Source organism: Burkholderia sp. HI4860 (assembly GCF_002223045.2).
Taxonomy (GTDB): domain Bacteria; phylum Pseudomonadota; class Gammaproteobacteria; order Burkholderiales; family Burkholderiaceae; genus Burkholderia.
In genome coordinates this window covers 871256-893146 of sequence record NZ_NKFO02000001.1, presented here as the reverse complement: position 1 = coordinate 893146, position 21891 = coordinate 871256, and the positions used below count along the sequence as shown (strand labels likewise).

At 68.0% G+C, this 21891-nt stretch carries 20 protein-coding genes; 10 read left to right on the top strand and 10 right to left on the bottom strand.

Going from position 1 to position 21891, the window contains the following annotated elements:
- The first annotated feature begins 279 nt into the window (after window positions 1-279).
- The 3 genes from CFB34_RS04045 (at window position 280) to CFB34_RS04035 (ending at window position 4090) form a co-directional block, all read left to right on the top strand.
- Window positions 280-1842 (top strand): sensor domain-containing diguanylate cyclase, encoded by a 1563-nt coding sequence (locus CFB34_RS04045; protein ID WP_089443737.1) that lies wholly within the window; start codon window positions 280-282, stop codon window positions 1840-1842.
- A 189-nt stretch (window positions 1843-2031) separates the two neighbouring features.
- On the top strand, window positions 2032-3417 hold the full coding sequence (locus CFB34_RS04040) for a cache domain-containing protein (protein ID WP_089443736.1): 1386 nt from the start codon (window positions 2032-2034) through the stop codon (window positions 3415-3417).
- Between the two features lie 28 nt (window positions 3418-3445).
- Complete coding sequence (locus CFB34_RS04035) at window positions 3446-4090, top strand: response regulator transcription factor (RefSeq protein WP_043186307.1); 645 nt, start codon at window positions 3446-3448, stop codon at window positions 4088-4090.
- Window positions 4091-4278: 188 nt separating this feature from the next.
- Here the strand turns inward: CFB34_RS04035 and CFB34_RS04030 are convergent, their stop codons facing one another.
- Window positions 4279-4875, bottom strand: a complete 597-nt coding sequence (locus tag CFB34_RS04030) for an ABC transporter substrate-binding protein (RefSeq protein ID WP_027790211.1) — start codon at window positions 4873-4875, stop codon at window positions 4279-4281.
- A gap of 322 nt (window positions 4876-5197) precedes the next feature.
- Between CFB34_RS04030 and CFB34_RS04025 the strand changes: the two genes are divergently transcribed.
- Window positions 5198-7831, top strand: a complete 2634-nt coding sequence (locus CFB34_RS04025; RefSeq protein ID WP_089443735.1) for an MMPL family transporter — start codon at window positions 5198-5200, stop codon at window positions 7829-7831.
- On the top strand, window positions 7824-8804 hold the full coding sequence (locus CFB34_RS04020) for a VacJ family lipoprotein (RefSeq protein ID WP_089443734.1): 981 nt from the start codon (window positions 7824-7826) through the stop codon (window positions 8802-8804). The genes CFB34_RS04025 and CFB34_RS04020 overlap by 8 nt, the downstream gene beginning before the upstream one ends.
- 112 nt (window positions 8805-8916) lie before the next feature.
- Here the strand turns inward: CFB34_RS04020 and CFB34_RS04015 are convergent, their stop codons facing one another.
- The 5 genes from CFB34_RS04015 to CFB34_RS03995 form a co-directional block, all read right to left on the bottom strand.
- The gene (locus CFB34_RS04015; protein ID WP_242808633.1) at window positions 8917-9573 is read right to left on the bottom strand and encodes a phosphorylase; all 657 of its coding nucleotides are present in this window, start codon (window positions 9571-9573) and stop codon (window positions 8917-8919) included.
- 51 nt (window positions 9574-9624) lie between these two features.
- Window positions 9625-11598: a squalene--hopene cyclase gene (gene shc / locus CFB34_RS04010; RefSeq protein ID WP_089443732.1), complete on the bottom strand. Its 1974-nt coding sequence runs from the start codon at window positions 11596-11598 to the stop codon at window positions 9625-9627.
- Between the two features lie 15 nt (window positions 11599-11613).
- Window positions 11614-12867 carry a hydroxysqualene dehydroxylase HpnE gene (gene hpnE / locus CFB34_RS04005; RefSeq protein ID WP_089443731.1) on the bottom strand — a complete coding sequence of 418 codons (1254 nt, stop codon included), beginning with the start codon at window positions 12865-12867 and terminating at the stop codon, window positions 11614-11616.
- A gap of 13 nt (window positions 12868-12880) precedes the next feature.
- Entirely contained in the window at window positions 12881-13729 is an 849-nt protein-coding gene (gene hpnD / locus CFB34_RS04000) for a presqualene diphosphate synthase HpnD (protein ID WP_089443730.1), read from the bottom strand.
- A 273-nt stretch (window positions 13730-14002) separates the two neighbouring features.
- Window positions 14003-14335 (bottom strand): hypothetical protein, encoded by a 333-nt coding sequence (locus tag CFB34_RS03995; protein ID WP_046548815.1) that lies wholly within the window; start codon window positions 14333-14335, stop codon window positions 14003-14005.
- Between the two features lie 175 nt (window positions 14336-14510).
- Between CFB34_RS03995 and CFB34_RS03990 the strand changes: the two genes are divergently transcribed.
- On the top strand, window positions 14511-15395 hold the full coding sequence (locus tag CFB34_RS03990) for an alpha/beta fold hydrolase (protein WP_089443729.1): 885 nt from the start codon (window positions 14511-14513) through the stop codon (window positions 15393-15395).
- A gap of 54 nt (window positions 15396-15449) precedes the next feature.
- On the opposite strand, the gene CFB34_RS03985 is transcribed toward CFB34_RS03990, so the two are convergent.
- Genes CFB34_RS03985 through CFB34_RS03975 form a run of 3 tightly spaced genes read right to left on the bottom strand, consistent with a single transcriptional unit; the run spans window position 15450 to window position 17372 of the window.
- Window positions 15450-16388: a diguanylate cyclase gene (locus CFB34_RS03985; RefSeq protein WP_089443728.1), complete on the bottom strand. Its 939-nt coding sequence runs from the start codon at window positions 16386-16388 to the stop codon at window positions 15450-15452.
- Complete coding sequence (locus CFB34_RS03980) at window positions 16385-17011, bottom strand: chemotaxis protein CheC (protein WP_039344650.1); 627 nt, start codon at window positions 17009-17011, stop codon at window positions 16385-16387. The genes CFB34_RS03985 and CFB34_RS03980 overlap by 4 nt, the downstream gene beginning before the upstream one ends.
- The gene (locus CFB34_RS03975) at window positions 17004-17372 is read right to left on the bottom strand and encodes a response regulator (protein ID WP_039344648.1); all 369 of its coding nucleotides are present in this window, start codon (window positions 17370-17372) and stop codon (window positions 17004-17006) included. Before CFB34_RS03975 ends, CFB34_RS03980 begins: the two co-directional genes overlap by 8 nt.
- Window positions 17373-17392: 20 nt before the next feature.
- Here CFB34_RS03975 and CFB34_RS03970 point away from each other — a divergent pair, with 20 nt between their 5' ends.
- Both CFB34_RS03970 and CFB34_RS03965 read left to right on the top strand, forming a co-directional pair.
- On the top strand, window positions 17393-17734 hold the full coding sequence (locus tag CFB34_RS03970; RefSeq protein ID WP_089443727.1) for a hypothetical protein: 342 nt from the start codon (window positions 17393-17395) through the stop codon (window positions 17732-17734).
- Between the two features lie 108 nt (window positions 17735-17842).
- Entirely contained in the window at window positions 17843-20101 is a 2259-nt protein-coding gene (locus CFB34_RS03965) for a hybrid sensor histidine kinase/response regulator (protein ID WP_089443726.1), read from the top strand.
- A 52-nt stretch (window positions 20102-20153) separates the two neighbouring features.
- Here the strand turns inward: CFB34_RS03965 and CFB34_RS03960 are convergent, their stop codons facing one another.
- A complete protein-coding gene (locus CFB34_RS03960) occupies window positions 20154-20708 on the bottom strand; it encodes an NAD(P)H-dependent oxidoreductase (protein WP_089443725.1) in 555 nt (184 codons plus the stop codon).
- A 368-nt stretch (window positions 20709-21076) separates the two neighbouring features.
- Between CFB34_RS03960 and CFB34_RS03955 the strand changes: the two genes are divergently transcribed.
- On the top strand, window positions 21077-21676 hold the full coding sequence (locus tag CFB34_RS03955) for an RNA polymerase factor sigma-70 (RefSeq protein ID WP_011353624.1): 600 nt from the start codon (window positions 21077-21079) through the stop codon (window positions 21674-21676).
- The gene (locus CFB34_RS03950; protein ID WP_089443724.1) at window positions 21654-21875 is read left to right on the top strand and encodes a zf-HC2 domain-containing protein; all 222 of its coding nucleotides are present in this window, start codon (window positions 21654-21656) and stop codon (window positions 21873-21875) included. The genes CFB34_RS03955 and CFB34_RS03950 overlap by 23 nt, the downstream gene beginning before the upstream one ends.
- The last annotated feature ends 16 nt before the right edge of the window (window positions 21876-21891 follow it).

Here is a 21891-nt window from a genome sequence, read left to right as displayed (position 1 = left end):
AACCGTCCGCAACATTTCTCGCGCGTTCGGACGCGCGCGTTATACTCCGTTGAATTCGCGTTGCCCGATTCGTCGGATCGTTGAATCGGCGCAGATGTCACCGGTGAATGCGTGATTTACCGGTATATCTGGCCGCGATTAACGATAATCGGCGTCCATTTTCCCCGCCGGCCGGCAGGAAGGCGTCGGAATGGCCGCGTACCGGATCGCCGCCGGCACGACATACGAACAATCGCATCGGCCCGCCTCCCGGCGGCAATGCCCACCGATCCACCGACCATGGCAGAAACCGACTACGCAATGCCCAGCGAATCCGGCCTGACGAGCCGTGTCGCCGCGCATCTGCGCCGGTTCCTGCTGCCGCACCTGATCTTCTATACCGGGCTGCTGATCGCGCTGGTCCTGCTGCTCCTGTGCGGGGTCGTGCTGTACGAAGGCCGCATCGATGCGCGCGACCGCTCGATCGCGATGCAGCAGAATCTGGCGCTGATGGCGTCGTGGGACATCGAGCGCAACATCGAGATCTATTCGCTGTCGCTGCAGGCCGTCGTCGAAGGCGAGAACGACCCCGAGGTCGTCAAGCTGCCGATGCCGCTGCGCCGCCAGGTGCTGTTCGACCGTGCGACGACGGCCAAGTACCTTGGCGGGATCTACGTGCTCGACGCGAAGGGCGACATCGCGGTCGACGGCAAGAGCGACGTGCCGCGCAAGGCCAACTTCGGCAACGAACCTTACTTCGTCGTGCACCGCGATCACCCCGACGCCGGCCTGTACGTCAGCCCCCCGTATCGCTCGCGGATGCGCGGCGGCTCGCCGAGCATCGCGCTCAGCCGGCGGATCACGAGGCCCGACGGCTCGTTCGGCGGCGTCGCCGTGATGTCGATCCGGCTCGAATATTTCCAGAACCTGTTCTCGCGCCTGTCGCTGGGCGATCGCGGCTCGATCGCGCTGATCAACACGGACGGCAGGATGCTCGCGCGCGAGCCGTACGATCCGAAGATCGTCGGCCGCGACATCAGCCATGCCAGCACGTTCCGGCGGTTCATGACCGCCAATGAAGGCAGCTTCGCCGACACCGCGTCGATCGACGGCGTGCGGCGCCTGTACGTGTTCCGGCACCTCGAGAACCTGCCGCTCATCATCATGGTCGCGCGCTCGGAAGCCGATACCTACGCCGCGTGGTACGACCGTGCGATTCCGATCGGCTCCGCGATGGCCGCGCTCGCGATCGGCTTCGTCGGCTTGTCGCTGCTGCTCGACGTGCAGTTGCGCAAGCGCCACCGCGCGGAAACCGAACTGCAGGCGCTCGCGCGCACCGACGGCCTCACGGGCCTCGACAACCGCCGGATGCTCGACGTCACGCTCGCGCGCGAATGGCGCCGTGCCGCGCGCTCGCAGCATGCGCTGTCGCTGCTGTTCATCGACGTCGACTACTTCAAGCGCTACAACGACACGCAAGGGCACCAGGCCGGCGACGACGCGCTGGCCGCGGTCGGCCACTGCATCGCCGGCTGCCTGCGCCGCCCGGCCGATTACGCGGCGCGCTACGGCGGCGAGGAATTCGTCGTGGTGCTGCCCGACATCGACACGGATGGCGCGGTGACGATCGCCGAGACGATCCGCACCGGCATCCTCGATCTCGGCATCCGGCACGACGCCGGTGCCGCCGGCCGCCTGACGGTGAGCATCGGCGTGACGACCAGCTATCCCGAACACGACGACGACATGCAGGGTGCGCTGAAACTCGCCGACGACGCGCTGTATCGCGCGAAGGAAGGCGGACGCAACCGCATCGTCGTGCACCCGGCCGCTTCCGGCGGCCTCGAGGCGCGGCAGGCCTGAACGGCCGGAGACGCCGCGCCGCCGAGAAGGCCAAGCAACGGCCGAGCAACGGCCAAGCAACGGCCGGGCGGCCGCCGGCCCGCCGTCGCCGCCCGTGCGCAAAATCGCCGACAATGTCGCCTCGACCTGCCGCCGCACGGCTGACGCACCCGGCCCGTCCGCGCGGGTGCGCGGCTGCTTCGCACCACCATGAGACTCAAGGCAAAGATCTTCCTTCTGGCCATCGTGCCGTTCCTGCTCGCGATCGCCGGCATCGGCTTCGGCGTGCGCCAGCAGGCGACGTCGCTTGCGCGCACGCAGCACGCGACGATCCAGGCCGCGTACCTATCGAGCAAGGAAGTCGAACTGAAGCACTACGTCGAGCTGGCGACCAGCGCGATCATGCCGCTCTACGACGCGAGCGGCCGCAACGCGCGCGACGACGCGATGCTGCGTACGCAGGCGCTCGCGATGCTGCAGAAGATGGATTTCGGCCCCGATGGTTATTTCTTCGTGTACGACCTGCACGGCAATTCGCTGATGCATCCGCGCGAGCCCGAGCGCGTCGGCCACAACTACTGGTCGATGCGCGACCCGCAGGGCGCGCTGACGATCCAGAAGCTGATCGGCGCGGCATCGAGCGGCGGCGGCTACGTGCGCTACGCGTGGCAGCGGCCGTCGACGGGCCGCGTCGCGCCGAAGCTCGGCTACGTCGTCGCGCTCGAGCGCTGGGGCTGGATGGTCGGCACCGGCATCTATCTCGACGACGTCGACACCGCGCTGCAGCGCATCGACGCACGCGCGTCCGCGAACATCGAGCGCACGATGAGCTGGCTGACCGCGATCGCGCTCACCGGCGCGGCGGCGATCGTCGTGTGCGCGCTGGTGCTGAACGTCAGCGAGTCGCGCAGCGCCGACGCGAAGCTCAAGCTGCTCGCGCAGCGTGTCGTCGAATCGCAGGAGCAGGAGCGGGCGCGGCTGTCGCGCGAGCTGCATGACGGAATTAGCCAGATGATGGTGTCCGCGAAGCTGATGCTCGAATCCGCGCTCGCCCGTTTCGAACGCGGCACGGCGCGCCTGCCCGAAGCCGAGCAGGCGCTGGCATCGGGCGTCGGGCGGCTCGGCGACACGCTGCGCGAAGTGCGGCGCATCTCGCATGCGCTGCGTCCGTCGATGCTCGACGACCTCGGCCTCGCGGCCGCGCTCGAGCAACTGGTGCGCGAGCTCGGCGCCGAAAGCGGCATCGACATCGGCTATACGCAGGTCGCGCACAGCGGCGCCCGGCCGCTGCCCGAAGCCGTCAACACCGCGCTGTTCCGGATCGCCCAGGAAGCGCTCAGCAACATCGTGCATCATGCGCAGGCGTCGCGCGCGGCCGTCACGCTCGACGTCGGCGCGCAATCCGTCACGCTGACCATCGCCGACAATGGCTGCGGCTTCGACGCCGAACGCTCGCAGGCCGACGCGCGCCGCGGCATCGGCCTGCGCAACATGCGCGAGCGCCTCGACGCGCTCGGCGGCATGCTGACGATCACGTCGCAGGTCGGCCACACGATCGTCGCCGCGCACGTGCCGCTGCCCGGCGCCGCGTCATGACGCGCCCCATCACAGGAGACCTTCACGCATGAGCGCCCCCGACACCGCCCGGCCCGTCGCCCGACTGCTGCTCGTCGACGATCACCCGCTCGTGCGCGACGGCTTGCGGATGCGGCTCGAAGCGGCCGACCTGTCCGTGGTCGGCGAAGCAGGCAACGCCGACGAGGCGCTCGCGCTCGCCGCGTCGCTCGAACCCGATCTCGCGCTGATGGACGTCGGCATGAACGGGATGAACGGCATTACGCTCGCGGGCGTGTTCCACGAGCGCTTTCCGGGCATCCGCGTGCTGATGCTGTCGATGCACGACAACATCGAATACGTGACGCAGGCCGTGCGTGCCGGCGCGAGCGGCTACCTGCTCAAGGATTCGCCCGCGAGCGAGATCGTGCGCGCGATCGGCGCGGTGCTGGCCGGCCAGACGTTCTTCAGCGAAGGGCTCGCCGCGCGGATGATCCATGCGAGCGCGACCGCGTCGCCGCTCGACCGGTTGACGCCGCGCGAACGCGACATCCTCGACGCGCTGGCGGAAGGGCTGTCGAGCAAGCAGATCGCGCAGCAGACGGGGCTGTCGGTGCGCACGGTCGAAACGCACCGGCTCAATCTGAAGCGCAAGCTGGAGATAGAAGGGCAGGCCGAGCTGATCAAGTTCGCGGTCGAGCATCGGCGGAGGTAGGCGCACCGCGTCGTTCGGGCTGTGAAGACTTCACGCATGACCCGACCGCTCGCGTCTCCCGTCACGCCGCCTCATCGGCAACACGAGAACACCCATACCCAGAGCGAAATTCCACGATCGCACAGCCATGAAAAAAGGGCGCTCAAAGGCGCCCTTCGTCCATTCGAACCGCTTTCGCCAGCGGCCGATCAATTCGTCCGCGAATTGTGCTTCTGCAGATACGCGATCAGGCCATCGATCCCGCCCGATGCGAGCTGGCTCTTGAACTGGCCCTGGTAGACCTGGATCAGCCACGCGCCCGACATGTCGATGTCGTAGATCTTCCAGTCGTTGCCGACCTTGCCGAGACGATAGCCGACCGACTGGCTGTCGCCCGGCGTCGTGACCGTCGACTGGACGAGCGCGTCGGCGCCCGACGCACCGCCGGCCTTGAACGAGAACTTCGCGTCCTGGCTGCCGAGCTGCGCGAGCGACGCGGCGTAGGTGCGCGTCATCAGCAGCTTGAACTGCTTGTACAGCTCCTGCTGCTGTTGCGGCGTGGCCTGCTTCCACGCGTCGCCGACCGCGATGCGGGTCGTGCGCTCGAAGTTGGTCGCGGGCAGGAAGCGCTGCTCGACGACGGCCGAGACCTTCGCCATGTCACCGCCGCGTGCGGCCGGATCGGCCTTCATCGCGTTGACGGTGCCCTCGACCGCATTGCGGACGATATCGACCGGCGCGCTCTGCGCGAAAGCGGAAACCGACACGGCGGCCGCCGCGACGAAAGCAAACAGATGACGTTTCATACGAATATCGCTCGATGAGAAAAAACGACCGGTTCATTGCACCGGCCGACGGAGCAAAGTATACCGGGCTCGACGCCTCGGTGCGCCGCCGTGACCGACTGTTACCTTTCAGATCCTTTGTCACATGCCCGCGGCAGGGCGTCGACGCAGCGCAGCGCCGTTTATGTAAATATCCCCTTACAAACGGGCCGGCCACCGGTATCGATTCCGCCGCCACGAACAATTCTCCTTCCCTTCTCGGAACCCCCAACGTCACGACCGCCGCCACGCTGCGCCGGTATACTTGGCTACTTTGCCCTTTCCAGCCGCTCCCCACCGCCACATGGTGACATCTCTCATCGTCCGACTCGTTGCATGGTCGGTACGCCGGCCCGTCTGGGTCGTCGTGCTGTCGCTCGTCATCGCCGCGCTCAGCGGCGTCTATGTCGCGCAGCATTTCAAGATCAACACCGACATCAGCAAGCTCGTCGATGCGGAACCGCAATTTGCCGCGCTCGGCCACGCGGTCGACACAGCGTTCCCGCAACGCAACGGCACGATCCTCGCGGTCGTCGAGGCGCCCGCGCCCGAATTCGCGAATGCCGCCGCGCAGGCGCTGACTGACGCGCTGCAGAAGGATGCCGCCGCCGGCCGCATCGGCCAGGTCGCCGAGCCCGGCGGCGGGCCGTTCTTCGAGCACAACGGGCTGCTGTTCCTGTCGCCGCAGGAAGTCACCGATACGACCACGCAGCTCGCGAGCGCACGCCCGCTCGTCAACGAACTCGCGAAGAACCCGAGCCTGACCGGGCTCGCCACGACGCTCTCCACCACGCTCGGCCAGCCGCTGCTGACCGGCCAGGTGAAACTGCCCGCGATGGCGAAGCTGCTCGCGCGCAGCGCCGCGACGGTCGACGACGTGCTGGCCGGCAAGCCGGCCGCGTTCTCGTGGCGCGCGCTGGTCGACAACGATGCCGCGCGGCAGCCCGCGCGCGCGTTCGTCACCGTGCAGCCCGTGGTCAACTACGGCGCGCTGAAGGCCGGCGCGGCAACCAGCCAGGTGATCCGCGACGCGGCCCGTTCGATCGACCTCGAGAAGCGCTACGGCGCGGTCGTGCGCCTGACCGGCGAACAACCGCTCGCCGACGACGAATTCGCGTCGGTCGAGGACGGCGCGGCACTCAACGGCGTCTTCACGCTGCTCGCCGTGCTCGTCATCCTGTGGCTCGCGCTGCGCTCGAAGCGGATGATCGGCTCGGTGCTCGTCACGCTGTTCGTCGGCCTCGTCGTGACCGCCGCGCTCGGCCTCGCGATGGTCGGCTCGCTGAACATGATCTCGGTCGCGTTCATGGTGCTGTTCGTCGGCCTCGGCGTCGATTTCTCGATCCAGTACGGCGTGAAGTACCGCGAGGAGCGCTTCCGCGATCCACGCATCGACCACGCGCTGATCGGCGCCGCGCACTCGATGGGCATGCCGCTCGCGCTGGCCACCGCGGCCGTCGCGGCGAGCTTCTTCTCGTTCATCCCGACCGCCTATCGCGGCGTGTCCGAGCTCGGCCTGATCGCGGGCGTCGGGATGTTCGTCGCGCTGCTCACCACGCTCACGCTGCTGCCCGCGTTGCTGCGCCTGTTCGCGCCGCCGGGCGAATCGAAGACGCCGGGCTTTCCGTGGCTCGCGCCGGTCGACGATTACCTCGACCGCCATCGCAAGCCGATCCTGATCGGCACGCTCGCGGTCGTGATCGGCGCGCTGCCGCTGCTCGCGTTCCTGCGCTTCGACTTCAACCCGCTGCACCTGAAGGATCCGAACAGCGAATCGATGGCGACGCTGCTCGCGTTGAAGGATTCGCCGGAAGCCGCCGTCAACGACGTCACGCTGCTCGCGCCGTCGCTCGCGGAGGCCGATGCGGCCGCGAAGCGCCTCGACGCGCTGCCCGAAGTCGGCCGCACGACCACGCTGTCGACCTTCATCCCCGCCGACCAGCCGGCCAAGCGCGCGGCGATCGCCGCGGCCGCGAGCGACCTGCTGCCCGCGCTGACGCAGCCGCCCGCGCCGCCCGCGACCGACGCGCAGCGCGTCGCCGCGCTCAAGCGCGTGTCGGACCTGCTGAGCTATGCGGCTGAAGATCACCCGGGCCCGGGCGCGGCCGCCGCGCAGCACCTGTCGGCGTCGCTCGCGAAGCTCGCCGCCGCGGATGCCGCGACGCGCGATCGCGCCGAACGCGCGTTCTCCGACACGCTGCGCATCGCGCTCAACCAGCTCGCGTCGCTGCTGCAGCCGCAGGACGTCACGCGCGAATCGCTGCCGCCGCAGCTGGTGCGCGACTGGGTCGCGCCGGACGGCCATGCGCTCGTGCAGATCTCGCCGAAGGTGCCGAAGGGCGTCGACCCGGGCGACGACACGATGCTGCGCCGCTTCGCGAAGGCCGTGAAAGCCGCGGAGCCGGGCACGACCGGCGGGCCGATCTCGATCCTGCATTCGGCCGACACGATCATCAACGCGTTCCTGCATGCGGCGCTGTGGTCGATCATCTCGATCACGGTCCTGCTGTGGGTCACGCTGCGCCGCTTCGGCGACGTGCTGCGCACGCTGGTGCCGCTGCTCGTATCGGGCGTCGTGACGCTCGAGCTGTGCGTCGTGCTCGGCATGCCGCTCAACTTCGCGAACATCATCGCGCTGCCGCTGATGCTCGGCGTCGGCGTCGCGTTCAAGGTGTATTTCGTGATGGCATGGCGCGCGGGGCAAACCGGGTTGCTGCACTCGAGCCTCACGCATGCCGTCCTGTTCAGCGCCGCGACGACGGCGACCGCATTCGGCAGCCTGTGGCTGTCGCACCACCCGGGCACGTCGAGCATGGGCAAGCTGCTCGCGCTCGCCCTGACCTGCACGCTGATCGGCGCCGTGGTGTTCCAGCCTGTCCTGATGGGCAAACCGCGCGTCAAACGCGCCAAGAACCAATCGCAAGGAATCAATGAATAAGGTGCGAATCATTGCGGCGACCGTTGCCGCCAGCGCGGCGCTGACCGGCTGCGCGACGGGGCCGAACCGCAACCCCAACGACCCGCTCGAGCCGATGAACCGGGCGATGTACAAGTTCAACGACACCGTCGACACGAACATCGCCCAGCCGATCGCGAAGGGGTACCAGAAGGTCACGCCGACGCCCGTACGCACCGCGATCAGCAACTTCTTCTCGAACCTCGGCGATCTCGGCAACATCGCGAACAACCTGCTGCAGCTCCGCATCACCGATGCCACCGAGGATCTGATGCGCGTGGCGATGAACTCGGTGTTCGGCGTCGCCGGCCTGATCGACATCGCGACGCCCGCCGGGCTGCCGAAGCATCACCAGGACTTCGGCCTGACGATGGCGCGCTGGGGCGTGCCGTCGGGCCCGTACCTCGTGCTGCCCGTGTTCGGGCCGAGCACGATCCGCGACGGCGTCGGCCGCGCGGTGGACGTGCGCTTCAACCTGCTGAACTACATCGAGCCGGCCGCGCGCAACCCGATGTACATCGCGCAGTTCATCAGCGCGCGTTCGGACCTGCTCGGCGCGACCGACCTGCTGAAGCAGGCCGCGCTCGATCCGTATTCGTTCGTGCGCGACGCGTACCTGCAGCAGCGCAAGTCGCTGACGTATCGCAGCCAGTCGTCGTCGGCCGCGCTGCCGACCTACAACGAGCCGGGTGAAGCGGGCGCCGTGCCGGCCGCGACGCCTGCCGTGCCGGGGTTGCCGAACTACGAGGATCCGGGCGAGTCGGGCGGCGCATCGGGCGCCACGCCGAGCAATGCGCCGGCCGCGCCGGGGCTGCCCCAGTACGACGATCCGGGCGCGGACAACGCGATGCCCGCGAGCGCGCCTGCTGCTGCGCCGGCTGCGGCATCGGCACCGGCGGCGGCATCGGCGGCCGCACCCGCGACGCCTGCGAGCGCGCCGGCCGTGCAGCAGTAACGCTGCAGCGGCCACCGCCGCAAAGACAAAGAGCGCTGCAGATGCAGCGCTCTTTTTTTGTCCGCGAGAAACGGAAAACCGGGGGAGAAGGGCGAGACGGGCGGCGCGCCGTTCAGGCGATCCGCATCGCACCGGCACGCTCGAAAGCGTGTCGCGCCTGGATCAGCGTCGTGCGCGCCGCGCGCGCATCGCTCGCGACCTGCAGCAGCGGGCCGAGCTGCGACGGCTGCTTCAGCAGTTCACGCAGGATCGGCAGGATCGCCGTGCTGCCGTCGTCGCGCAGGCCGGCCGTTGCCGCGCGCGGCAACGTGCGCCACGCCGGATCGACGATCGCGCGGCACACCGCGAACGGTACGCCGCGCGCCGCCGCGAAAGCCGCCGCGATATGCGACTCCATGTCGACGGCGAGCGCGTCCTTCGCGCGATGCAGCGACGTCTTGTCATGCTCGCTGATGACCGGTGCGCCGACGGCCGCGATCGTGCCGCGCGTGACGCGCGCCCAGACGGGCGTGTCGTGCAGTGCGGCGACGAGCCGTGCGCTCCAGCCTGCATCGGTCTCGACACGGCCGAACGGCCCGTCGATCGCGCTCGCGACCACGAGCGCGCCGGGCGCCAGGTCGGGTGCGAGCCCGCCCGCCGTGCCGAAGCTCACGATGCCTGCGCAACCGCGTGCGGTCGCCTCGGTCAGCGCGCGTTCGAGGCGGTCGGCCCGTGCGGCAAAGACGGCTTCGACGCCGTCGCCGCGCGCGATGCGCGCCTCGAATGCCATCCCCGTCACGGCGATGACGGGCAGCGAGCCGGTGGATTGCGGCGCCACCCGTTACAGCCCGACCGTCACGCGCGTGGTGTTGTCGCGCTTCAGGTTGCGATAGCGGGCCAGCGCCCACAGCGGGAAGAACTTGCGATAGCCGTGATAGCGCAGGTAGAACACGCGCGGGAAGCCCGTCGCCGTGAAGCGCGTCTCGTCCCACAGGCCTTCTTCGTTCTGCTCGGCGATCAGGTAGTCGATGCCACGCGCCACCGCCGGGTTGTTCACCTCGCCGGCCGCCATCAGGCCGAGCAGCGCCCATGCGGTTTGCGACGCGGTGCTCGGCGCCTGCTCGAAGCCGCGATAGTTCAGCTTGTAGCTGTCGCCGTCCTCGCCCCAGCCGCCGTCCTTGTTCTGGATCGACAGCAGCCACTGCGCGCCGCGCTTCATGCGCGGATCGTCCGGCGTCAGGCCGGCCGCGTTCAGCGAGCACAGTGCCGTCCACGTGCCGTACACGTAGTTCATTCCCCAGCGGCCATACCAGCTGCCGTCCGGTTCCTGTTCCTTGAGCATGTAGTCGAGTGCGCGACGCGCCGGCTCGCTGTTCAGCGGCGTCTCGCCGAGCTGCGACAGCATCGACAGGCAGCGGCCCGACACGTCGGCCGTCGGCGGATCGAGCAGCGCGCCGTGATCCGAGAACGGGATGTTGTTCAGGTAGTACTGCGTGTTTTCCGGTTCGAACGCACCCCAGCCGCCGTCGCTGCTCTGCATCCCGACGACCCACTCGCGCGCCCGCGCGATCGAATCGCGATACGCATCGTTCTGCTTGAGTTGCTGCGCGCGCTCCATCGCCACCGCGACCACCGCCGTATCGTCGACGTCCGGGTAGTGTGCGTTCGCGTACTGGAACGCCCAGCCGCCGGGCCGCACGTGCGGGCGGCGCGAGATCCAGTCGCCGCGCACGTCGAGGATCTGCAGCGGGCGCAGCCATTCGAGGCCGCGGATCGCGGCATCCTCGGCACGCGCATCGCGCGTTTCGAGCAGCGCGTGCGCGGCGAGCGACGTGTCCCACACCGGCGACAGGCACGGCTGGCAATACGCTTCGTCATCGTGCACGACGAGCAGCTTCTCGATCGACTTGCGCGCGATCGCGCGGTTCGGGTGATCTTCCGCGTAGCCGAGCGCGTCGTACATCATCACCGCGTTGGCCATCGCCGGATAGATCGCGCCGAGGCCGTCCTCGCCGTTCAGGCGCTCGTCGACGAACGACACGGCCTGGCGGATCGCGCGTTCGCGCGTGTAGTTCGGGAACAGGCCGTCGACCGCGCGCAATGCGTGGTCGACCACGCGGAAGAACGCGAACCAGCCGGGGCTCTGGTGGCCCTGGCGCGGCAGCAGCCCGGCGTTGACGGGCGGATCGATGAACAGTTCGTCGATGCGCACGCCGCGCGGGTTCTTCGCGAGCGGGCGCTTCGCATTCAGCACGAGCAGCGGCACGATCACCGTGCGCGCCCAGTACGACACCTTCGACAGATGGAACGGGAACCACTGCGGCAGCAGCATGATCTCGACCGGCATCATCGGCACCGCGCGCCACGGAATCGCGCCGTACAGCGCGAGCTGGATGCGCGTGAACACGTTCGACATCTCGGCGCCGCCCATCGCGTGGATGGCACGGCGCGCACGCTGCATGTGCTCGGCGTTCTCGTCGTCGCCGATCACCTTCAGCGCGAAATACGCCTTCACGCTCGCGCTGATGTTCGGCGCGCCGTCGGTGAACAGCGGCCAGCCGCCGTCGGCCTGCTGGATGCGGCGCAGATACTTGCCGATCTTCTGTTCGAGCTCGAGGTTCGGCGTCTCGCCGAGATAGTGGACGAGCAGCACGTATTCGGCGGGAATCGTCGAATCGGCTTCGAGTTCGTAGACCCAGTGGCCATCCGCGTTCTGCGCGGCCAGCAGCGCGTCGGTCGCACGCGCGACGGCCGTATCGACGCCGGCCGGCACGGCGCCGGCGGACAGGGTAGCCATTTCGGTGAGATCGTTCATCGGTCCCTCTTTTACTTACTGTGTCTGGAGCACGTCCGCGGCCAGCTGGCCGGAGCGGATCGCACCCTCGATCGTGGCGGGCAAGCCGGTGGCAATCCAGTCGCCCGCCAGCACGAGATTGGTCCAGCGCGTACGCACGGCCGGACGTTTCATTTCCTGCGACGGCACCGCCGCAAAGCCCGCGCGCGGCTCGACGACGAGCTGCCACGCGGGGATGGTTTCCGGGTTCGCGCCGGTCACGCGCGCGACGTCTTCCCAGATGCGCCGCGCGAGCGTGTCGCGCGGCGTGTCGAGCCAGCGGCCCGCGTCGCGGATCGTCGCCGCGAGCTGGCCGCCGCCGGTGCGCACCGTATCGACAACGCCGTTGATGACGGTGGTCTGCAGTGGATTGCCGGCCGGGGTTTCGACCGCGAAATACGCGGTCACGACCGCACTGAACGTGTCGGGCGCGGTGAGTTCCGGCACGAGCGGCTGCGCGACCTCGGGCGGCACGGCCAGCACGACGGCGTCGCCCGGCGCGAGATCGATCCGCTCGCCGCCGACCGAAACCGCATCGACTGCGTTGCCGTGCGCGCCGAATTCGAATGCGTCGAGCCGCGAATTCAGCCGGATCTGCGCGCCGCCGTGCTGCAGCATCCGCAGCGCCGGTTCGACGAATGCACTGCCGAGGCCGTGTCGCGCGACGAGCGGGCGGCAAGCGGGGCCGCCCGCGGAAAACGTGCTGCACAGCGCCGCGCGCGCGAGTTCGGCACTCGCGTGGCGCGGCTCGACGTTCAGCACACCGAGGAAATACGGCCGCAGCCAACGTTCCCACAACATGCCGTCGCATCGCATCGTCTGTGCGAGTGAGCGGCCCATGCGCGCGAACGCGAGCGGAGCGAGCGCGAGGTAGTCGAGCGGCGTCGTGTCCGGCGCGCGCGACGCGGCATCGAACAACCACGATGGCCAGCGCCCGTTGCCGAAGCGCAGCGTCCAGCGCTGCTGCGACGCGACGTCGACGACCGGGAATTCAGGCAGCGCCGGCCCCGTGAGCTGGTCGGCCGCGCCGATCGCGCGCAGGTAGCGCTGCGTCGCGGGCTGTCCCGCGAACACCGTGTGCAGGCCGCTGTCGAGCGTCGTATTCAGCGTCCCGTCGAACCACGAGCGGCAGCGGCCGCCCGCATGCGCGTGCGCGTCGTGCAGCACGATGCGTCGCCCGCGGCGTTGCAGTTCGACCGCAGCCGACAGGCCGGCAACGCCGGCGCCGATCACGTGGACGGTCCTGGGCATCGACTCGGTCGGCTCAGAACAGCGCGTAGCGCGCGGCGATCATCAGCATGCGTGCTTTCGGCTTGCGCAGCGGCGCGCGCGGGAACGCAAAGCCGCGTGCGATCGCGGCTTCGAGGATGCAACGATACGCGCCCGACATGATGCGCGGCGCCTTCACCTGCGCACGCGCGCAGGTGTCCATCACCGCGTCGGCCTGGCGGAAGTGCTCGAGCGCGCGCTCGACGAGCGTCGCGCACGCGCGCGGCAGCGCCGGATCGCGCACGATCGTCGCCGGGTCGGTGATCGCGATGCCTTCGCGCGCGAGCAGCTCGCGCGGCAGGTAGCAACGGTTGATCGCCGCATCGTCGTCGATGTCGCGCAGGATGTTCGTCAGTTGCAGCGCGCGGCCGAGGTGATGCGACAGCTTGATCCCTTCGGCTTCCGGCATCCCGAAAATCCTCACCGACAGCCGGCCGGCCGCGCTCGCCACGCGATCGCAGAAGAGGTCGAGCGTCGGTTCGTCGGGCGCGCAGATGTCTTCGACCGCATCCATCGCCATCCCGTCGATCATCGCGTGAAAGTCGTCGCGCTGCAGGTTGAATGCACGGATCTCGCGATCGAGCGCGGCCAGGTGGCGCGGCGGGCGGCCGGCGAAGCACGCGTCGATGTCCGCGCGCCAGCGGTCGAGGCCCGCGTGGCGCTCGGCGCGCGGCAGGTCGCTGTCGGCGATGTCGTCGACCGCGCGGCAAAACGCGTAGACCTGGAACATCGCATCGCGCTGCGCAGCCGGCAGGATGCGCATCGCAAGATAGAAAGAACTGCCCGATGTGACGGCAGCGGCGTCGGTTTCTTGTTCGTCCACGACAGAATGGGAAACGGCCAAGACGAGCTCCACGGAGACACCCACGCGGGGCGATTGAAGAAGCCATGCCCGGCTGGGATGGTCAGGGTGTCAATGCGTGCGAGATATGCGAACGATCGACACAGACAGGCACAAATTGCCGGCCGGAAGCCGGAATTGGGCGAAAGTATAGCAATCTTTGAAGTTCGATGGCGGACACGCGCAGCGTGCGGCGGCAGGCCGGAAGCCGTTGACCGGCAAGCGCGGCCGGCCCGGGCAGGCGCCGGCGGCGGCGGCGGCGGCGGCGGCGGCGCGTCAACCGTAGACGATGTCGCGTTGCAGGTCGAGCGCAATGAGCCCCATTTCGCGGGTGAGCTGCAGCATCGAGCGGCGTTCGAGGCGCGAGCCCATGAAGCTCGTCACGCGGCCGTCGGGCTCCGCGGTGAACTGGAACGTCGCGCCGCCCGTGCCGAACCACGCGCCCGGCACATCGGGCGATTCCTGCCAGTCGATCTGCGCGAACACGCGGGCGATGCCCGCACGCACCAGGTCGCCCGGGCCGATCGGCGGCGCGATGTCGCCGAGGTCGTCGAGCGAATAGGGGCCGGGCTTGTCCGGCCTCCGGTAGAAGAGATAGTCGACGTTCATGGGGCGCAATCGCAGGCAAAGCAACAAATTAGCGTGCTTCGCGATAAATTCAAATCGGATACGAACGAAATGTGGCCTGTACGAGACAAGAGGGACAGATCGAATCCGGTCCGTCTGGGCCTATACAGGTTCGTCTAAGATGACACCTTTCTCAAGATCTGAAGACCCGGACACCATGGAGACGAACGCAAGCGCCACCCCGCAGTCCGATCATCCCGTTTTCGTGCTCGTGCACGGCGCCTGGCACGGCGCATGGTGCTACGCGCACGTCGCGGCCGCGCTGGCCGCGCGCGGCCACCTGTCGATCGCGCGTGACCTGCCCGCGCACGGCATCAACGCCCGCTTTCCCGCTTCCTACTTCGCGCGCCCGCTCGACAAGGACGCGTTCGGCGCCGAGCCGTCGCCGGTCGCGAACACGACGCTCGACGATTACGCGACGCAGGTGATGCAGGCGGTCGACGATGCGTACGCACTCGGCCGCGGCAAGGTCGTGCTCGTCGGGCACAGCATGGGCGGCCTCGCGATCACGGCGGCCGCCGAACGCGCGCCGGACAAGATCGCGAAGATCGTCTATCTCGCGGCCTTCATGCCCGCGTCGGGCGTGCCGGGCCTCGACTACGTGCGCGCACCTGAAAACAAGGGTGAAATGCTCGGCCCGCTGATGCTGGCGAGCCCGCGCGTCGCCGGTGCGCTGCGCATCGATCCGCGCAGCGGCGACGCCGCCTATCGCGAGCTCGCGAAGCGCGCGCTGTACGACGACGTGCCGCAGGCCGACTTCGAGGCCGTCGCGAACCTGATGAGCTGCGACGTGCCGGCCGCGCCGTTCGCGACCGCGATCCCGACGACGGCCGCACGCTGGGGCGCGATCGATCGTCACTACATCAAGTGCCTGCAGGATCGCGTGATCCTGCCCGCGCTGCAGCAGCGCTTCATCGACGAAGCCGACGCATTCGCGCCCGGCAACCCGACCCACGTGCACCAGCTCGACAGCAGCCATTCGCCGTTCATGTCGCAGCCGGCCGTGCTCGCCGGCGTCCTGGCCGACATCGCGAAAAGCTGAACGCGGCGTGCGCCCAGCGCATCCGCTCCACGCACAGCGGGGCGGATGCGCTACCTATGCATACGCGACCGAGCGGTCGCGCCCGAGCCGCTTCGCGCGATAGAGCGCGGCGTCGGCCTCGTTGACGAGCACGTCGCTGGTCGGCGCGCCCGCCTTCGCGCACGCGCCGCCGACGCTCGCCGTCACCGGCACGCTGACCCCCTCGGCATCGACCGGCACGCTGCCGATCGCATCGCGCACCTTGTCGGCCACGAGCATCGCCTCGTCGAGATTCGTGCATGGCAGCAGCAACGCGAATTCCTCGCCGCCGAAGCGGCCGAACGTATCCTGCGCGCGCACGATCGACGCGACGCGGCGCGCGGTCTCGCGCAGCACGGCATCGCCGGCTGCGTGCCCGAAACGGTCGTTGATCGTCTTGAAATGGTCGAGATCGAACAGCAGCACCGACAGGTCGCCGCCATAGCGCTGCCAGCGCGCGAATTCGTCGCTGAGCCGCGCCTCGAAGAAGCGCCGGTTCGCGATGCCGGTCAGGCCATCGCGATTCGCATGCTCGCGCAGCTTCGCGACCGCTTCCTCGCGCTCGCGCTGCATCACGCTCACATGCGTGACGTCCGAGATCGTCACGCACACGGCTTCGACGTCGCGGCCGCGCGTGAGCGGCATGAACGTGCAGTCCTGCTGCATGTAGTCGACGCCACCCGTGATCGGCCGGTCGTGCTCGAAGCGAAACAGGTAGGGCCGCTGCTCCCACGAGCTGAACGCGAAGCTGCCGAGCTGGAACACGCTCTCGAGCTTGCGCGACAGCCACGCGCGCGGCAGGTCGGGAAAACAGTCGAACAGGTTGCGGCCGATCACGTCCGCCGCGGGGATGCCGCTGTGGTCCTGCATGAAGCGATTCCACATCAGCACGGTCATCGCACGGTCGAGCACGAACAGGCCGAAGCCCACCCGCTCGATCACGAGGTCGCTCAGCGACGAGGTGGCGGCCGTCATAGCGCGGACAGCAACGCGTCGAGCGCGTCGCCCATCAGCCGGATCGAATCCTCGGCCATCAGCATCACGAAGTGGGCACGGAACGCGTGGTCCTCGAGCCCGAAGTTCACTTCCAGCAGCAATGCCACGCTCCAGGCCAGCTCGGTCGGCTGGAATACATCGTCGAACGACACGTTCGCGCCGAGCAGCCCCGGCGGAAAGAACACGGGCTTGCGGCCGAGCTCGTCGAGGATCGACGCGACGCACGCGCCCATCAGCACGTTCGCCACGTCGAACACGACTTCGTCGGGGGTCGCCATCCCGCCGTACACGCCATCGCCGAACGTCCGGTCGACGACCGACATGAGCCGCGCGATGCTCGCGGTGCGGCACAACACGATCGCTTCGCCCTTGATGTCGGAACGAAAACCCTGGCGCACGGCGGTCACGTTGTCGTGAATACCCGTCATCTCGCGCAGCGCGTCACCCGCGTCGGTCGCTTTCACGACCCGCACGCGCGGCACCGACAGCTCGATGAAGTGCCCGAGCAACAACGCGAGCCGCGCGGCGGCGCGGCCCATTGCGAGGTTGGCGATCTCCTGCAACGCGTCGCGTTGCTCCGCCGTGAACACCGAGTCAGGCATACAACCCATACTCCTTGAGAATGGGCAGCAATGCCTCCGACGTCACGGGCTTGGCTACGAATGCGATCGCGCCCAATTCACGCACGCGAGCTTGCGCCTGCGGCTGAATATCGGCGGATACCACGATCACGAACGTGTTCAGATCTTCGTGGCGCAGTGTCTCCAGGACCTGATATCCGCTCATGTCGGGCATCGTCAGGTCCAGAAACATTACGGAAGCTTTGCCGTCACGATAGAGCGCCAAGGCCTCTCGACCATTCGCGGCATACGCGACTTCGACGTCCCAGCCTCCCGGCAGCGCCTTTGTCAGAAGTTTGCGAGCGAGCAGCGAATCGTCGGCAATTACAATCGGCAAAGGCATGGGGCGATGCGGTATACGGAATGGTCTCTCTCGCGTTAACGACCGCGCGGCGCACTTCTTTAGGCGCCATGCGTTCGGGTGCGGGCAACCGTCCGGCAGCCGTGCGCGGGCGCCGCGACGCAGGTGCGCGCGACGCACCGCGCGGCGAACGCCGGCGGGCGCATATATCTGTCATAGGGAAAGCAAGGCGCGATTCTCTGAGTAAACCGGAGGCGATGCAACTCGCCATTTTCAGCATTTCGAACAAAATTGGTCCAAACACGCGCCATTCCGAAAATAGCCCCGAGCATTTTCGAGATAAGCACGCAAAATTTTTCCTTGTGTACGTTTGCGCTGCCGGATTCGTCGCGTTTTCAATCTGACAATTTCCCCCTGTCGAAATCGACAGGATGGCTGGCGTCCGGGGCCGTGCGGCGGCCCGTCGCAACTCGTTTATGATGGCAGGCACCTCTGCCTCACCCGCTTCCTCGATGACGTCCGACCGGCCCGCCGATTCCCACGCTCCCGCCTCCCCGCCCGCCGACGACTGGCAGGACGACAGCAACTATGCGGCCGGTGCGCCCGAGCACGATTTCGCGGTGCGTCGCATGACGCTGATCGTGCTGCTCGTCGCGGCGATCGTGCTGCCGTGCATCTACGTCGTGGTGATGGCGTACAACGACCTGAAGACGCGCGAGGCCGCCGCGAGCGACGTGACGATGCGCACGGTGCGGGTGGCCGAGGAGCACGCGCTCAAGGTGTTCGACCTGAGCGAGACGCTCGATGCGCGCATCGTCGATCTCGTGCAGGACATGGACGACGCGACCGTGCGCAACCGGGAGTCCGACATCCACGAGGCGCTGAACACGATCGGCGGCGGCTATCCGCAGGTGGCCGCCGTGTCGATCTTCGGCGCGAGCGGGATGCTGCTCGCGAACAGCCTCTACTATCCGGCGCCCTATGCGTCGATCGCGAACCGCGACGACTTCGCCGGCATCCGCGACGGCAAGGTCATCGAACACATCTCGCGGCTGATGATGGGGCCGCTCAAGCTCGAGAACATTCCCGTGTTCAACACGGGCGTCGCGCGGCGCCATAGCGACGGTTCGTTCGCCGGGATGGTGTCGATCGCGTTGAAGTCGTCGTATTTCAACGCGTTCTACCGCGACCTGCTCGGCGGCGCGAGCACGCCGATGACGATGGCGCTCGCGCGCTCGGACGGCGCGGTGATCGCGTCGTATCCGCCGCCGCCTGCACTCGCGCACACCGATCGCGCCGTCACGTTCGGCGACGCGCGCAATGATCCGCGCGCCGGCGTCGTGCGCGTGCGCCACGACGGCGCGAGCAGCGAGATCGTCGCGTATCGCCAGGTCGGCAGCTATCCCGTCTACGTGACGTGCGCGTACCGCACGTCGGCGATCTGGCATGAATGGTACGAACACCTGAGCGTGCTGTTCATCTCGATGTTCGCCCCGTCGGTCGCGCTGTGGTCCGTGATCTGGCTGTCGCTCAAGCGGCTGAAGGCGGAAGAGGAAGCGTGGGACCGCTGGCAGGCCGAAGCGTCGATGCGCCGCTCGATCGAATCGGCGTACCGGCAGTCGCGCAAGATGCAGGCGCTCGGCAATCTCGTCGGCAGCGTCGCGCACGACTTCAACAACCTGCTGATGATCATCTCGAGCAACGTGCAGATCGCGCGGCGGCGCGGGGTCCAGCATCTCGACAAGGAACTCGGCGCGATCGAACGCGCGCTGAAGAACGGGCAGTCGCTCACGCGCCAGCTCCTCGGTGTCGCACGCAAGCAGCCGCTGCACAATGAAACGATCGACGTCGGGCAATGGCTCGGCACGTGCCGCGAACTGCTGAAGACATCGCTCGGTTCGAAATCGTCGCTGGTCGTCGCGATCGAGCCCGGTGTCTGGCCGATCCGCGTCGACGTCGCGGAGCTCGAGCTCGCGGTGATCAACCTCGCGGTCAACGCGCGCGACGCGATGACGACCGGCGGCCGCTTCACCGTCGGCGCGCGCAACGTGACGCTGCGTCGCGAGGACGGTTTTCCGCTCACCGGCGATTTCGTGCAGATCTCGCTCGACGATACGGGTTCGGGCATGGCGCCCGACGTGCTCGCGCGCGCGTTCGAGCCGCTGTTCACCACTAAGGCGCAGGGGATGGGGACGGGGCTCGGCCTGCCGCAGGTGTTCGCGTTCTGCGAACGCTCGGGCGGCCTCGCGACGATCGACAGCGCGGTCGGCGCCGGCACGTCGGTGCGCCTCTACCTGCCGCGCGCGCGCGTCGAGGATGTCGTCGCGCGGCCGCCGGCGGTCGTGCACGATGCGGGAGCGGGGGCGCTCGCCGGGCTGCACGTGCTGCTCGTCGAGGACAACAGCGAAGTCGCGGCCGGCACCGAAGCGCTGCTGTCGCTGCTCGGGCACCGCGTGACCTACGCGCCCACCGCCGACGACGCGTTGCGCCTGATCGAAGGCGCGGCCGCGAACGACGCGTTCGATCTCGTGATTTCGGATATCCACATGCCGGGCCGCCTGAACGGCATCGACCTCGCCGAAGCGGTCGAACAGCGGCCGGAGAAACTGCCCGTGATACTCGTCACAGGTTACGCGGAGGAGCTCGACCGCACGCGCACCGTCAACGTCCGCGTGCTGTCGAAGCCGTTCGACATCGCGCTGCTCGACGAGATCCTGCTGGGCATCCGTGAAGCGCGCGATGCACGACACGCGCGGCACACCGGCACGTGACCTGCTGCGTGCGGGCCCGCGCCGGTGCCGGCGGCGTGATCGGGCGGGGCGCTCAGGCCGACTTCAGCAAGCGCACCCAGCCCGTGTAGCGATCGACGAAGCCTTGCAGGAACTTGCGGGTGTCTTCGCTGACGATCTGGCCCTGGTCGTCGATGCGCGCCGGATCGTGCTTGATGAACACCTCGGGCTGCCCGAGCGTCTTCACGTCGAGATACGCGAGCACGTTGCGCAGGTGTTGCTGCGCGAGCGCGGTGCCCGTCGCACCCGGCGAGGTGCCGAGCACGGCACCCGGCTTGCCCGACCACGAGTTGGAACCCCACGGGCGCGAGCCCCAGTCCAGCGCATTCTTCAGCACGCCCGGAATCGAGCGGTTGTATTCGGGCGTGAAGAACAGCAGCGCGTCGGCGGCCTCGATCGACTGCTTGAAGCGCTTCGCGACTTCCGGGAAATCCGCGTCGTAGTCCTGGCTGTACAGCGGCAGCTCGCCGATCTCGACGAACTCGAACGAGAAATCGGCGGGGGCGAGCGAGATCACGGCGTGTGCGAGCGCGCGGTTCCACGAAGCGCGACGCAGGCTGCCGACCACCATAGCGATGCGATAGGACATGGCATTCTCCTTCCGGTGAGTGAGGAATCGGATCGATTGCTTCCGAACGAGCGACAAAGGTCTGTTTATAGGCAAGCCAGCCCGCGAACCGCCCGACGGGGCCGTCCGGCCGACTTTCCACAAGGTTTTCCACAGAAATTGTGGATAACTCGGCCGTTATGTTCCGACATGACAGATTGCCTACCGCGAGTCGTTGCCGACCCGCGACACAGGGTTCGGCAAGCATAGCGCAGCGCACCGGCCGGTTTCGTGAATTCGTGACGGAACATGCATTGCAGGCCGGCACCGCGCCCAGTAAGCTGCTCGCACTGCGATGTGCGTGCCCGGTGGCGCACGCGCGATCGCTTCGAGACACTTGCAACCCATCCATGCCGTCCGCCTACGACGATCCCGTTTATCTCGCGCAACTGCGGCGCGATCTGCTGCGCTTCGCGCGGCTCCAGCTCCGTGACGCCGATGCGGCCGAAGACGCCGTGCAGGAAGCGCTCACCGCCGCGTGGTCGCATGCGGGCGATTTCGCCGGGCTGTCGGCGCACAAGACCTGGGTGTTCGGCATCCTGCGCAACAAGCTGATCGACGTGCTGCGCGCGCGGCAGCGGACGGTGAGCCTGTCCGCGCTCGATGCCGAGCTCGACGGCGAATCGGTACTCGATCGCGAGCTGTTCAAGGAAAACGGGCACTGGGCCGCGCATGCGAAGCCGCGACCGTGGCCACGCCCCGAAACGCTGTTGCAGCAGCAGCAGTTCTGGACGCTGTTCGAGGCGTGCCTCGACCATCTGCCGGAGCAGATCGGGCGCGTGTTCATGATGCGCGAATTCCTCGACTTCGAAATGACCGACATCTGCAGCGAATTGACGCTGACGACGAATCATTGCAGCGTGCTGCTTTACCGGGCGCGCACGCGCCTGCGAACCTGCCTGAGTGAACAAGGACTGACGACCGAAGATGCTGCCGGGGAAATGTACTGACGTGACGCGATTGCTGTCGGATGCGCTCGACCGGCATCTGACCCTGCATGAGCGCCTGCAGGTGCGCATACACCTGCCGACCTGCAGTGGCTGCAGAGCCTACCGCGGGCAGATCGCGCTGCTGCGGACGGCCGCGAAAGCGGCGGCGGGGCGGGGGCCTGCCCCGGATGATGACGGTGCGGTGTCCGGGGAAGGCTAGGCGCGGATCGCGTGAC